Below are 13,296 nucleotides of genomic sequence, written 5' to 3'. Positions count from 1 at the left end.
ACCTATCGGATATACTTGATGTTTTGTGAGTGTAAGTCTTGCTCACCTGTATATCGATAACAAACAAGCTTACCATCTTTTGCCACACTATAATCCAGACAACAACTATTCTTAGTCAAAATACTAGCTACCTCACCTTCTTTTATTTTCATCCAATAATGCCCAAAGAAAACAGGTTTTTCATCTGCCGTATAAAACGAAATATCATCGATATCCATGCTTTCATCTGCCATATCTCTAACATAAGAAGCACTTAAATCTCTAAATGTTGCCTTAACTGGACGATCCCACCATTTTACTCGAAACTTGGTACGAAGCACACCATCTTTATCTATAAAAGTCCCTTCATTAGGCAATCTAACCTCTTTCCCCTTCAAAACAGTCTCAACTGCATCAAACAAATCAGTCTCTTCATTACTTGCTTCTTCTAACATATCCGTAGTTAAACAATTATTAACCAAACGCTCTTGCAAACAAGCAATACTCTTAGGATCCCAGCAAGCGTGTACTGCTCTAAATTGATCATTCTCATAAAATAATGGCAAGGTTTTAAACCACTCAATATACATCTTATACAATTGAGGGTATTGCATAAAAGCTGCCATTGTTATCGCATGCTGATTAAAGTTCTTTTTAGAGTGCTCTCGTAAATATCTGCCATCCGCTGCCATCGTATTATAACATATTGCATTGTATTCATGATTTCCCATTAATGCTATTGCATGCCCCTGTTCTACCATTGCTTTTACAATTGCCAAAACCTCCACAACGTTAACCCCTCTATCAATATAATCTCCCAGAAAAAGCACTTTCCTTTCTGGATGTTGATAAACATTATTCTTTTGCGTATACCCTAAAGCTGAAAGCAATTTTTTCAAATCATTGCTATGGCCGTGTATATCACCTATAATATCAAAGTTATTAAAGTCTCTTGGTATAGAATTATTCATACTATTTTATCTATTAGGGTTAAAAACTAAATTTAAGCATAATCAACCTAATATCCACATCAATCGTTAATAATTTAAAGATTACCTATACAAAAAAAGCCACCCAATTAGGTGGCTTCTATTTTTATTGCTTAGCTAGCTCTTTCATTTCTTTTTCGATCATATCGTAGAACTGATCAATCTTCGGTAACAATACAATTCTTGTTCTTCTATTTCTAGCTTTATCCTCTTTAGAGTCATTAGCTACAAGTGGCTGATATTGTCCACGTCCAGCAGCTACTAATCTTTCAGGAGCGATATTGAAGTCATGCTGTAAAACTTGCACAATAGAAGCAGCACGCTTAACACTTAAATCCCAGTTATCACGCATAGTAGCATTCTTAATAGGCACATTGTCTGTATGACCTTCTACCATTACTTCAAAGTCAGGTTTGCTTTGAGCAATCTTAGCTACTTTCGCCAATACATTCTTTGCATTCGTATTTACATCCCAACTAGCTGTTTTAAATAATAACTTATCAGCAATTGAAATATACACTACTCCTTTTTCAACATTTACCTGAATATCTGGATCGTCAAAACCTACTTCTTTTTTAACACTTCTTACTAACGCTAATGTTACAGAATCTTTTTTAGTAATAGCATCTTGTAAACGTGAAATCTTAAGATCTTTCTCCTTTAAGCTCTCTAATGATTTCTCTAAATTCTCTGCTCCTTTAGAAGACAACATAGTTAAGTTACCTACATTACTAATCAAGTCAGAAGTATTCTGTTTTAAATAGTCCACTTGATTAGCTAACGCTTGTTTCTCCGCTAAAGTAGAGTTTAATTTAATTGTACAAGTATTTAGTAAATCCTGTACTTCTTTGTTTTTAGTTTCTAATTCGGCAATCTTTTTTTGTGTTCCACAAGATGTTAATCCTAATGCAACCACAGATAAACCTAAAATTACTCTTTTCATAATTAACTGATTGAATTTCGTTCCAAATATATCAAATACTATGCAATTATTATATTCATAAATCGTTAAAAATTGACACTCTTACTTAGTGAAAGAACCGCTCTTTGCGTACAAAATACTTCCATACAATCGAATTCGTGCGATAGTACTGTTCATTTGAGTTGAATAATCGCTTACTCCTAAACTGAGGAATTCGTCTATAAAAACCAAAGTGAGAGCGTATTATAGCCCAGCAATGTTTTGGTTGCATACATAAGATATACCATATCCCTGCTACTCCATCTAAACATAACCGCTGAAAGATTATGCTAAAAGATTTCTTTCTTGGCAAGTTTTTATACATCATCAAGAGCGAGTTTCTAAAGTTTAAATACGTTTTTTTAGGATTCGAATAGCTTAAAGTCGCTCCTCCAACATGATAAACTGTGGAAAATCCACAATATTTGATGACATATCCCCCATTTTGAACACGCCAGCACAAATCAATTTCTTCTTGATGAGCAAAAAACGCCTCATCAAATCCACCAAACTTTTTAAAGACCTCATTACGTATAAACAGACACGCACCTGAAGCCCAAAAGATCTCAATCTCATCATTGTATTGACCACTATCTCTTTCAATAGTGTCAAAAACTCTACCCCTACAATATGGAAATCCATATTTATCTAAGAAACCACCAGCAGCACCCGCATACTCAAAAAAATCTTTTTTCTTATAGTCCAAAATCTTAGGCTGAACTACTGCCGTCTGTGGCTCAACTTCGAAAATTCTTCCTATAGGAGCTAACCAATGCTCCGTCACTTCTATATCCGAATTCAAAAGCACTAGATAAGGTTCATTTATATTCTTCAACCCCTGATTGTATCCCTTCGCATACCCTCCGTTATCCATATTTTTAATGAGCTTAACAGAAGGAAACTCTTTTTGAATAACTGCTATTGACTCATCCGTTGAAGCATTATCTATAATGTAAATATTCGCTTCTGAAGAATATTTTATGACAGAAGGTAAAAACTGCCTTAATAAAGCTACGCCATTCCAGTTTAAAATAACAACTGCAAACTTCTTTTCCATTTTAATCTCTATTTACATTATACAAAGGCAATTCACGCAAAAACACGTATGCACTTTTTTCATAGTCCATTGCGCAAAAATAATGGCTTAAACCATTTGTTACAAACAAGTAATTCGCTCTTAACTGAAAATTATACCTAGCTATTTGATCAAAAGTCTCCTGAGTAATCTTCACTTCTGGCGCTTTACATTCAACCAAAATATCAATACTTCCGTTTGGCTTAAAAACAACCACATCATATCGCTTATTCATTCCGTTCACTTTCACCACTTTCTCAACGCTAATCAAAGAAAGAGGATAATTTCTTTCTTTGTGTAAAAAGTGTACTACATGTTGACGAACCCATTCCTCAGGAGTAAGTAAGACAAATTTTTTACGGATAACATCAAAAATAGCTAGCTTATTTTCACTATTTTTGACGCGAAATTCATAAGCAGAGAAATTTAACTTTTGCATTAAGCAAAGATATTTTTTCTTTAGTAATTCTACAATTAAAAACAAGTCTGTATTTTGGATGAAGTCAAAGAGATAATAAAAAAAATAAAAAGCAAAGAGATAGCTCCAATCTACTTTCTAATGGGAGAAGAGCCATTCTATATTGATGTCATCGCCAATTATATCGAATCTAACGTCTTATCAGAAGAAGAAAAAGGCTTTAACCAGATGGTACTGTATGGAAGAGATGTAACCATGCAAGAAATTATATCCAATGCCAAACGATTCCCTTTAATGGCTGAAAAACAAGTAGTCATAGTCAAAGAAGCACAGGACTTAGCTAGAACGATTGACCAATTAGAAAGTTACACTACCCAAGTACAGCCAAGTACAGTGCTTGTATTTTGTTATAAATACAAAACTTTAGATAAGCGCAAGAAAATATATAAAGCGCTTGAAAAAAATGGCGTAATCTTTGAAAGTAAAAAACTAAAAGAGTATCAGATTGAAAGTTGGATTAAGAAATACGTCACTGCCAAAGGTTTTTCAATAGAACCTAAAGCTTCTACCATGCTTGGAGAATTCCTAGGTACAGACTTATCCAAAATTGCAAATGAAGTTAGCAAGCTAATTTTAGTACTACCTAAAGGAAGTATAATCACAGATGAAATTGTAGAAAAAAATATAGGGATTAGTAAAGATTTCAATAACTTTGAATTAATAAAAGCAATTGTAGAACAAAACAAACTAAAAGCATACACTATTACAAACTACTTTGCACTGAATGCTAAAAGTAATCCTATAGTTTTGACTATCGGATTAGTATACGCCTACTTTTCTAAACTTTTAATCTATCATGGGCTAAAAGATAAATCTGCAACTAATGCAGTCAAACAAATGAAGATTAATCAATATGCTTTAAAAGACTATGAGGCAGGTAGTCGAATATATCCTATGAAACGCGTTAGTGCAATCATTGGTCACCTAAAAGATATTGATTTAAAAAGTAAGGGAGTTGGAGCTAATTCAATGCCTCAAGCCGACTTACTAAAAGAAATGTTAATAAAAATATTTAATTAAACATATATATTATGGCTTACAAGTTAGACAAGAACAAAATACTAGGATACGCGACGCTGATCATGATTGCTATGGGTGCCCTATTGGTTTGTTTAGGAGCTTTCAAATATTCTGAAATTGCAGGATGGGGATTCACAACTGTAGGTGTTGGCTTTCTAGCCATCGCTTGGGTATTTAATGCACTTAAAGGAAGAGTTTAATTGTTTTAAAATCATAACAATATAGGGGGCTAATTCTGATATTAGCCCCCTATTTTTTGTATTAAAATTTAATCTCAAAACCCAGTTCACACACGCATATCAACTGGTAATTATAGAAATCTCAACTAAAACTAAGGGCTAGGTATAGAAACGACACCCAATTACAATACGGAACTAGCAAGAAATAACGATATAAATCGAATTATTCGCAACTCAAGACTCCCCTATAAACAAAACAAACAACATATATTAAAATAATTATTTATTCCTTATTTTTTAACAAAATAACAAACCTAAACACACAAAATTAAAATAGTTAACTATTTTTGTATAAAGCAAATAGATTACTATAATGAACCACTTTAACACAGACTTAGAACGATACTTTGATCACGTTCTCAAGAAAAAAGAATACAGTATAATCCTTCAAGATTTACTCACCTAATATCAGTAAAAACAATTACACAATACTAGGCATCAATAATATATTAGAATCATACAATCTTTCAAATATTAAAAGTCTTAAGCTAGAACTTCTAGATTTTTATGGCGAGCTAAAAAAAGTAATCATAAAAGAAGAAAATCACCTAAAAAGCAACCATATCAAAGACTTAGAACTTTTAAAGACAACGTGTCAAATAACTGAAAAGGAACTAAACAAATACAATAGTAATAGAGCAATATCTACAATAAACGACAAACTATATTCTTTAACTATGCAACATTAAAGTAAGATGGTCGAAAATGAAAAAGGAACTGCAAATGCAGTTCCTTTTTTTACTTTGTATGTAAAAATAAAAGAGCCTGTACTATGCACAAGCTCTTTTATAATCGTATAAAATAACTACTCAATTACTTTTTACTCTCTTTAGCAGTAAACTCAATTACAGCGGTATAATATCCTTTTGGTAAAGTATCAAAAATATTACCATTACCTAAAGCAAACAAAATCTTACGTGAATCTACACGTATATCCGTAATACCAACATCTACTAAGTTATCCTCGGCATCATAAAGTGTAACACTGTAAATTTTATGCAGGTTTGATCGATAATCAACTGGCATTTCTACACCAGATGTCTCCGCATTTCCTTCATATACTTCAACATCTCCACTAAATACCATGATATCTTTACCATGAAACTTATTTCCTGTACTAGAAACAGCCATTGTAATATCATATCCCATTGCCTTACGAATTTGATTAATTACAGAATTATCTGTATTATCTGTAAAGAACTTTTGAATATAGGTATTCAAATCAATTGGAGTTGCTTGCTTAGTAGCTGGATCAGTAAAATATAATACCTCATCAGTTGAAGCATTCTCATCGTGATCCCCAAAATACACATTACCTCCTTGGGTCAGATGCGTTGTAATCTTATTGTCAAAATAATTCTGAATCAATGTATCATTCTTAATCGAATTATATACATCATTAGTCATATCGATATAAAAATCTTTATCCTCAGATGTATATTTATAGACAATTCTACCTTCTTTTGGAAGAGGCTATGTAGTTGCATCAGTAAATACTTCTGCACCATCTCTCTTTTGGATTTTTGTTGCAGTTTCATCTCTCTCTACTAAAGACTTAAAATCAACGGCACTAATAACAGGCACTTCATTAGCTGTTTTTTCAACAGTAAAGAAAACTCCTTTCCCATTACCTTCAGCAGCATCTTTATTAAAGATTACAAAACTACTCTTACCTTTATCTTCTGTAGGAACAACTTTTTTAATCTCTTCAGTGATAGTAGTCTTTAAAAGTTCAGTATCTGTAACTTTGGTCCACGTTGCACCCGTCCAATAATAGAAACCTGCACTTAATCCCGCCGTTTTATTTACTGTCGTATTGTAGACAATAAGACCCAAATTTCTAGGATCTACTTTCATATCACGCCCCTCTTTATCTTTGTCCATTGATGGAGCAAACGAAGTTAGACTCGTCAAGGCAATCTTAAGCAAAATAACCCCTTGATTACCATCTTTCGAAGTCACTTCTAACAAAGCAGAAGGTGATGGATTTTTAGTACCAATCCCCACTTGGGCATGTCCTAAAAAGGACATCCCAAACAAGGCAGTACATATAATTATATACTTTTTCATTCTAAGCATTTTTTATAATTAATACTTATTGTTTTGCATCAGTACTGATATACTCAAATATTACATTATAATCACCATTTAATACTGGTGTGTATAATTCACCCATACCGAAGCTAAATTTCAATGTACCTGCGTCTCCTGCTCCTGAATTACATACTACTTCTGTTGCAGAATCAACAACTAACTGTCCGTTTACTCCACCTTTCAACACACTAACTTTCACTAAACGAGCAAACTTAGACACTGGAATAGTTCCTTGAAATGCACTATCATAACCATAAGCATCATTAACAGTAACTGTTGCGTAACCTTTTTTCACGTAGAAACCATCGATTACCTCTCCAGTATTCACTCCTTCTCCTTCTGTTATAACCTTAGTAGTAACTTCTTTTATCTTCTCAATTACGTCTTGATTATTTGTGATCTCGTTAATGATATTTTGAGAGATATTGATGTAGTGAATTTTTCCTGTTTCATCTACTGAGTATAATACCGGTTCCATGTTAGAGTTTACCTTACCGTAATAAACATTACCGTAAGCCTTTGGATCTACCGGTTTCGTTGGGTCAACTGGATCTGGATTATTTGGATCTGGTTCAACAGGCTTAACCTCTTTAATTACTTGTGTAATTTGATTGCGAATCTCTGTATTTGTCTCAAGAATCGTTTTCATATCAGCTGTTACATTGATATAGTGTGGAATTGGATCTCCATTAACATCTTTCTCTTCTCCAAAATACTTATAAGCGATATATCCTTTTTTCTTCAAATCATCAGCTGTCGGAGCAACTTTCGCATCTGCAACTTCTGCAGCTGTATCATTACCTACTGTTTTACCAAATGATGTTTTAGTCTCCATTGCATTGAAGAAAATTTCTTGTGCAGCATCAGGAGTTCCATCGTCTTTCAACTTCTGAATTACGAACTTATAATTAGGATTTGTAGCATCTCCATCATTTACAATAGAAATACTTCCATCTAATTTATTAATTTTCTCAGAAATTGTTTTAGAGTTGTCCTCTACAATTTTTTTGAAGTCTGAACTAACAATTGAACTAATATCAATTTTTGTTACTCCCTCAACCGCTGTAGTAATACCACCTATATCAGTTGCAGAAGGTTTTGCTCCTTTAACATAAGTTCCCTTTTTAATTTGCTCCAACTTCCAGTTTGATATTGCTAACTCACTGTAGTAGTAAAGCGTTTTAATCTTCTTGAATCCAGCCGAAGGATTGTTTGGATCAACAGGAACTGTAGAATCCTTTTCATCTACATGAAAGAATGTTTCTGACTCGAATCCTAACAATAGCTCATCTGTAGGAACGTCTTTTTTATTACCATCTTTATCAATGATTACAATACTACCAAGTGTTCCATCTTTTCCATTTTCCCCTTTTTCTCCAGGCACATACACCACAGTACCTCCATCTTTACCATCTGCTCCTGTTCCTGTTGCTTTTTCAATCACCTCGATTCGATTAATTAATCTATCAACAATTGATTGAGAAGTAACTAATTCCCATTTACCAGCAGTAGCAGGTGCTACAGCTTTGGTCCAATAGTAAAAACCTACCGCAACTATTACCTTATCATTTGCATCTTTCACTTCATTATTGTTATACACCAACAACCCTGCTTCTTCCCCTCCTACAATTGGAGAATACTTAGTAAGATCTGTAAGTGCTACACGCGGGATCAAAACCCCTTTGTCAGGTGCTGTAATGTCAAGCATTGCAGACTGTGATGGCAATGGATTACCAATACCTACCCCAGGTTTGTCCTGAGCGTAAGCTGACATTGTTAATGCCAGTAAGAATAGAGTAGAAATTCTTTTTTTCATGTTTATATTGATTTTACATTATACTTTAAGAAACAATAAAAAATCATAACAATAATTTTTCGTCGTTAAATCGTCTATTGTTTTCATTAACTATACAAATGTAAAAAAACAAGCATTATAAATAAATTATGTTAATATTATTTTATTATCAGATTAATTAACCTATTACTTAATGATAATTAAAGAGTTTTACTCTTCTTAATAAATATTGCAGTTTTTATATCATTTACAAACAAAAAACACCTCTCTACATTTCGTTTTATTCTTTAAATTTTCATAAAAAGAATAGAAAAACAACCCCCAAAACACAATTAGTGTACTTTATTTTAACATAAATAACACAATTAAACAAATCAAAAAAAGGATAAACCCGTGCTTATACACAGGTCTATCCTTTTCATTTTCACAAATACAGTAAATCTTATTTAACTAAATTAACAAGCTCAGCTCTCGAAGCTTTAACTAAATCTTGAGGGTTTAGCCCAATGGTCATTCCTTTTTTACCCCCACTCACATATACCTTCTCCAATCTCAATACAGCGCTATCTATATAGGTCTTATATTTTTTCTTCATCCCTATAGGCGAACACCCACCTCGTATATATCCAGTAATCGCTAATATATCCTTGACCGCAATCAACTCCACCTTTTTCTCACCACAAGCCATAGCAGCCTTTTTAAGATCCAACTCTGATTCTATCGGAACTACATATACATAAACTTCTGCATCTTTACCTGAACCTACTAAAGTCTTATACGATTCCACAGGAGACAACCCTAATTTGTCACAGACCGACCTCCCATCAATTACCCCATCAGCTATATCGTACTGATGCACACTATAAGCCACTTTTTCACCGTCTAGTATTCTCAGGGCATTGGTCTTTTGTATTTTTGTTGTTTTTTTTGCCATGCTATATTGTTTGACTACAAAGCTACAACAAAGTAGTCTTGTAACCCGTCTGTCTCAAACAAAACATAAAGTCATCTTCATTATTGCACACACAATACACCCGAAGTGTAGAGCCTACAGCCTTTTTAAAAATAGGCTTAAAACTCTTCGGCAAAGTATTATAAAACTGATCCGCATTACTCATTTTATATTTAGGATCAATATCAACAGTCACTAGGACTACAAACTCGCTTTCTTTTAATTCAATAGGTAGCTTCATAGATTTTGTATTTAACACATTAATTGTATGAATTTATAAAAAAATTCTAATCTTTCACCTATCTAGTCAAAAATATTCTCATATTTAACTACCACTACGAAAGAAAAACATGACCGTTATTAACAGAAAGAATCATAAACACCAATAGCTATCTGCCCCAAAATCAATAATTAGCTAAAAATATAAATCAATCGTTTTCTGTTTCTTTATACCTATTAACACTAATTTGTCTAAAAATAAATTACTTTTGCCCAAAATAACTCAGTAAGCAAAAAACAACTTAGAAGATGCAAAACATTCCTAGTGTTGACTTACGTGATTTCCTATCGGATGACCCGGTACGTAAACAAAAGTTTGTAAATGAAATCGGCAAAGCCTACGAAGACATTGGATTCGTAGCACTTAAAGGACACTTTTTAGACGATCAATTGGTCGGCAATTTGTATGAAGAAGTCCGCAATTTTTTCAACCTACCTTTAGCGACAAAAGAACAATACGAGATACCTGGTATTGGTGGTCAGCGAGGGTATGTCTCTTTTGGCAAAGAAAGTGCCAAAGGAAAGTCTGAAGGAGACTTGAAAGAATTTTTTCACTTTGGTCAGTATGTTGAAAATGACCCTGTACTCGAAGCTACCTACCCTGCCAATGTAACAGTAAATGAATTGGCTAACTTTAACCAAGTAGGAAAACAAACCTATCAAATGTTAGAAAAAACAGGAGTATATGTTCTTCGAGCATTAGCCCTTTATTTAGGATTAGACGAGTACTACTTCGACAATTTTGTCAAAAACGGAAACAGCATCTTGCGTCCAATTCACTACCCTCCAATCACCACTGAGCCAAAAGAAGCCGTTCGCGCTGCTGCTCATGGAGACATTAACCTAATCACGCTATTAATGGGTGCACAAGGAAAAGGTCTTCAAGTACAAAATCACAAGGGTGAATGGATAGACGCTATCGCTGAAGATGATGAATTAGTGATAAATGTTGGTGATATGCTATCTAGACATTCAAATAACCGATTAAAATCAACAATCCATCAAGTGGTAAACCCTCCTAGAGAGTTATGGAATACCTCTAGATACTCTATTCCATTCTTTATGCACCCTGTAGGGACAATGCCTCTAAACTGCCTGAACAATTGCATAGATAAAGATAATCCAAAACAATACGAAGATATCACTGCTGGTGAATTCTTACACGAACGTCTTGTCGAATTAGGATTAATCAAATAAAAATACAAATCGTTTATCTTAATCGAGGACAGCCATTTTAGCTGTCCTCGATTTTTTATTACAACTCTTCACACACCATATCCCTTCTACGCAATATATACACTGCACTAAAAGACAAAATACTTCAAAGTTAGAGCACAACACTATACTTCGCTGACAACCAACTTACTTCCCTTACAGAAAACAACAGCTAAACCCCTATAAAATACCCGACCTCCTACTTTTGGTTACCAATTCTATAGGAATAGGTGCAGTATTCGTGCAGTTTACTAGCCCACAGCTACCTTCTTGGCAAGAAAACTGCACGTATACCTCAAGAACAGTTGCAGCACACTACCCTATTATATTCCTAGAACCAAGTCTATCGTCAATTTACACAATACAATGACCTTTCTTAGCGCATAGTATCAAAACCACTCGTTTTTCTTTTTGGGAAAACCCTAAAAAACAAATGTTAATTATTTTATTTTTCGTAAATTTGGGAATAGCATTTTTCTCCCCACCACAATATGATTTTTAAATATTACAAAGCGTTTAAAAAAGCACTCTTTAACTCACTCAACTAAAGTCGTTAAAAGTATTTTAGCACGCAATAGGGTGTATTATTTAAATTTCACAAAGAGATCGCAACGAAAAATACAATAAGCAATAAAAGAGTAATAATAGACGAATAGACAATGGCTAAGAAAACAAATAGTTTTGAAGATTTAGGAGGATTTGTATTTTCTACAAATGAAGATTTTGAATTTGACACGCAAGAAGCAGTAGAAACACTTGCCCCCAAAGACCAAAGACTAGAAGCTCACTTGGACAAAAAAAATCGCGGTGGAAAAATCGCGACAATTATAAAAGGATTTGAAGGGAATGAAGAGGATTTGAAAACTTTAGCAAAGAAACTTAAAACACTTTGCGGAGTAGGTGGAAGTGCCAAAGACGGAGACATTATTATCCAAGGAAACTTCAGAGACAAGATTATGGAATACTTAACTAAAGAAGGCTACAAAGTAAAACGTGTAGGCGGATAACTTAAAATAAAGTGTTATGCAAATAAAAGATTCTGAGCTAATTTTAAACCCTGATGGTAGTATCTACCACATTAATTTAAAACCTGAAAACATAGCGAAAGACATTATCTTCGTTGGAGATCAATATCGAGTAGATCGAATCACTAAACACTTCGACACGATCGAATTTGAAACACAAAAAAGAGAATTCAAATCGTGTACAGGTACTTATAAAGGAAAGAGAATAACGGTACTATCAACAGGCATTGGACCTGACAATATCGATATTGCGATCAATGAAATTGATGCCTTGTTCAACATCGACTTCAAAACTAGAGAAATCAAGAAAGACCTAACCTCAGTAAATATTGTGCGTATAGGTACTTCTGGATCACTACAAGCAGATATTCCTGTAAACAGCTTTGTGCTTTCACAATACGGATTAGGTCTAGACAACGTAATGCGTTCATACCTTATAGACGGTGTATCTCACAAAGGAATGGAAGATGCTTTTATCAAACATACTAATTGGGATCTAAGAAAATGCCGTCCTTATTTTGTACAAAACAGTCCTGAGCTTGAAGCCAAACTTGAGAGTGATCAAATATTCAAAGGAATTACAGGTACAGCAGGTGGTTTTTACGGACCTCAAGGTCGCGTACTAAGACTTGCAATACAAGACCCTGAATTAAACCACAAAATAGACAATTTCAAATATGAAGATTTCCGAATCACTAACTTTGAAATGGAAACCTCTGCAATCTATGGGCTTTGTAAATTATTAGGTCACCATGCTGTTTCTTTAAATACTATTATTGCCAATAGAGCAAACGGAACTTTCTCAGAAGATCCTTATGCAGCAGTAGATCGATTGATTACTTACACCCTAGATAAGTTAAGCGCACAATAAACGCACATAAAAAATGCACTAAAGCATCTAAAAGAGGAGTCCTTGAATTGGGCTCCTTTTTTTATGATTTTCACCTTGTTGATACTTAGATAATTTTTGTTAATTACAACTACCTATTCACTAAGAAATATTAACTAAAATAAACGGATACATTATTTTTCAAAAGATTTTATACGATATCTGTTTTTTTTACCCTAAATATTTTAAACAAAACACAACAAAAAACCGCCATAATTCTAAAACAATTTTTATTTCTTAATTTTTATACATTAAAAAAATAAATACACTTAATTAAATAAGATTAAAACATAAATTATCAATATT

Annotated in this window: 14 protein-coding genes; 5 read left to right on the top strand and 9 right to left on the bottom strand. The window is 33.5% G+C overall.

All coding sequences use genetic code 11. The annotated features are described in order from the left end of the window. Positions 1 to 2: 2 nt before the first annotated feature. The 4 genes from GJV77_RS04310 to GJV77_RS04295 all read right to left on the bottom strand — a co-directional run bounded on the left by GJV77_RS04310 (position 3) and on the right by GJV77_RS04295 (position 3,443). Positions 3 to 950 carry a metallophosphoesterase gene (locus GJV77_RS04310; protein WP_155035122.1) on the bottom strand — a complete coding sequence of 316 codons (948 nt, stop codon included), beginning with the start codon at positions 948 to 950 and terminating at the stop codon, positions 3 to 5. Positions 951 to 1,074: 124 nt separating this feature from the next. Next, positions 1,075 to 1,911, bottom strand: coding sequence for an OmpA/MotB family protein (locus GJV77_RS04305; protein WP_155035121.1), 837 nt, complete (start codon positions 1,909 to 1,911; stop codon positions 1,075 to 1,077). Positions 1,912 to 1,996: 85 nt separating this feature from the next. Continuing rightward, entirely contained in the window at positions 1,997 to 2,986 is a 990-nt protein-coding gene (locus GJV77_RS04300) for a glycosyltransferase family 2 protein (RefSeq protein ID WP_155035120.1), read from the bottom strand. 1 nt (position 2,987) lies between these two features. Further along, complete coding sequence (locus GJV77_RS04295) at positions 2,988 to 3,443, bottom strand: type I restriction enzyme HsdR N-terminal domain-containing protein (RefSeq protein WP_155035119.1); 456 nt, start codon at positions 3,441 to 3,443, stop codon at positions 2,988 to 2,990. Between the two features lie 54 nt (positions 3,444 to 3,497). Here GJV77_RS04295 and holA point away from each other — a divergent pair, with 54 nt between their 5' ends. Next, positions 3,498 to 4,502: a DNA polymerase III subunit delta gene (holA, locus tag GJV77_RS04290; RefSeq protein ID WP_155035118.1), complete on the top strand. Its 1,005-nt coding sequence runs from the start codon at positions 3,498 to 3,500 to the stop codon at positions 4,500 to 4,502. 11 nt (positions 4,503 to 4,513) lie between these two features. Further along, positions 4,514 to 4,702, top strand: a complete 189-nt coding sequence (locus GJV77_RS04285; RefSeq protein WP_155035117.1) for a CAL67264 family membrane protein — start codon at positions 4,514 to 4,516, stop codon at positions 4,700 to 4,702. An 852-nt stretch (positions 4,703 to 5,554) separates the two neighbouring features. On the opposite strand, the gene GJV77_RS04280 is transcribed toward GJV77_RS04285, so the two are convergent. The 5 genes from GJV77_RS04280 to GJV77_RS04260 all read right to left on the bottom strand — a co-directional run bounded on the left by GJV77_RS04280 (position 5,555) and on the right by GJV77_RS04260 (position 9,823). Further along, positions 5,555 to 6,148 (bottom strand): hypothetical protein, encoded by a 594-nt coding sequence (locus GJV77_RS04280; protein ID WP_155035116.1) that lies wholly within the window; start codon positions 6,146 to 6,148, stop codon positions 5,555 to 5,557. Positions 6,149 to 6,214: 66 nt separating this feature from the next. Beyond that, complete coding sequence (locus GJV77_RS04275) at positions 6,215 to 6,811, bottom strand: hypothetical protein (protein WP_155035115.1); 597 nt, start codon at positions 6,809 to 6,811, stop codon at positions 6,215 to 6,217. Positions 6,812 to 6,836: 25 nt separating this feature from the next. After that, entirely contained in the window at positions 6,837 to 8,651 is a 1,815-nt protein-coding gene (locus tag GJV77_RS04270) for a hypothetical protein (RefSeq protein WP_155035114.1), read from the bottom strand. A 421-nt stretch (positions 8,652 to 9,072) separates the two neighbouring features. Continuing rightward, a complete protein-coding gene (gene ybaK / locus GJV77_RS04265) occupies positions 9,073 to 9,564 on the bottom strand; it encodes a Cys-tRNA(Pro) deacylase (RefSeq protein ID WP_155035113.1) in 492 nt (163 codons plus the stop codon). 22 nt (positions 9,565 to 9,586) lie between these two features. Further along, positions 9,587 to 9,823 carry a hypothetical protein gene (locus tag GJV77_RS04260; protein ID WP_155035112.1) on the bottom strand — a complete coding sequence of 79 codons (237 nt, stop codon included), beginning with the start codon at positions 9,821 to 9,823 and terminating at the stop codon, positions 9,587 to 9,589. 287 nt (positions 9,824 to 10,110) lie between these two features. Here GJV77_RS04260 and GJV77_RS04255 point away from each other — a divergent pair, with 287 nt between their 5' ends. From GJV77_RS04255 to GJV77_RS04245, 3 genes are all read left to right on the top strand, one after another. Continuing rightward, positions 10,111 to 11,058, top strand: a complete 948-nt coding sequence (locus tag GJV77_RS04255) for an isopenicillin N synthase family dioxygenase (RefSeq protein WP_155035111.1) — start codon at positions 10,111 to 10,113, stop codon at positions 11,056 to 11,058. A 677-nt stretch (positions 11,059 to 11,735) separates the two neighbouring features. After that, a complete protein-coding gene (locus GJV77_RS04250; protein WP_155035110.1) occupies positions 11,736 to 12,083 on the top strand; it encodes a translation initiation factor in 348 nt (115 codons plus the stop codon). Between the two features lie 16 nt (positions 12,084 to 12,099). Then, positions 12,100 to 12,972 carry a nucleoside phosphorylase gene (locus GJV77_RS04245; RefSeq protein ID WP_155035109.1) on the top strand — a complete coding sequence of 291 codons (873 nt, stop codon included), beginning with the start codon at positions 12,100 to 12,102 and terminating at the stop codon, positions 12,970 to 12,972. Positions 12,973 to 13,296 lie beyond the last annotated feature (324 nt).

It is taken from the genome of Myroides pelagicus, assembly GCF_009711055.1.
GTDB lineage: Bacteria > Bacteroidota > Bacteroidia > Flavobacteriales > Flavobacteriaceae > Flavobacterium > Flavobacterium pelagicum.
This window is presented reverse-complemented; position numbering and strand designations above follow the sequence as displayed.

What these genes read in the sequence shown, in the direction of transcription:
- GJV77_RS04295 (WP_155035119.1), bottom strand. Translation starts at nt 3,443, where the DNA reads ATGCAAAAGTTAAATTTCTCTGCTTATGAATTTCGCGTCAAAAATAGT.
- GJV77_RS04275 (WP_155035115.1), bottom strand. Translation starts at nt 6,811, where the DNA reads ATGAAAAAGTATATAATTATATGTACTGCCTTGTTTGGGATGTCCTTT.
- GJV77_RS04280 (WP_155035116.1), bottom strand. Translation starts at nt 6,148, where the DNA reads ATGACTAATGATGTATATAATTCGATTAAGAATGATACATTGATTCAG.
- GJV77_RS04245 (WP_155035109.1), top strand. Translation starts at nt 12,100, where the DNA reads ATGCAAATAAAAGATTCTGAGCTAATTTTAAACCCTGATGGTAGTATC.
- GJV77_RS04260 (WP_155035112.1), bottom strand. Translation starts at nt 9,823, where the DNA reads ATGAAGCTACCTATTGAATTAAAAGAAAGCGAGTTTGTAGTCCTAGTG.
- GJV77_RS04255 (WP_155035111.1), top strand. Translation starts at nt 10,111, where the DNA reads ATGCAAAACATTCCTAGTGTTGACTTACGTGATTTCCTATCGGATGAC.
- GJV77_RS04285 (WP_155035117.1), top strand. Translation starts at nt 4,514, where the DNA reads ATGGCTTACAAGTTAGACAAGAACAAAATACTAGGATACGCGACGCTG.
- GJV77_RS04300 (WP_155035120.1), bottom strand. Translation starts at nt 2,986, where the DNA reads ATGGAAAAGAAGTTTGCAGTTGTTATTTTAAACTGGAATGGCGTAGCT.
- ybaK (WP_155035113.1), bottom strand. Translation starts at nt 9,564, where the DNA reads ATGGCAAAAAAAACAACAAAAATACAAAAGACCAATGCCCTGAGAATA.
- GJV77_RS04310 (WP_155035122.1), bottom strand. Translation starts at nt 950, where the DNA reads ATGAATAATTCTATACCAAGAGACTTTAATAACTTTGATATTATAGGT.
- GJV77_RS04305 (WP_155035121.1), bottom strand. Translation starts at nt 1,911, where the DNA reads ATGAAAAGAGTAATTTTAGGTTTATCTGTGGTTGCATTAGGATTAACA.
- GJV77_RS04250 (WP_155035110.1), top strand. Translation starts at nt 11,736, where the DNA reads ATGGCTAAGAAAACAAATAGTTTTGAAGATTTAGGAGGATTTGTATTT.
- GJV77_RS04270 (WP_155035114.1), bottom strand. Translation starts at nt 8,651, where the DNA reads ATGAAAAAAAGAATTTCTACTCTATTCTTACTGGCATTAACAATGTCA.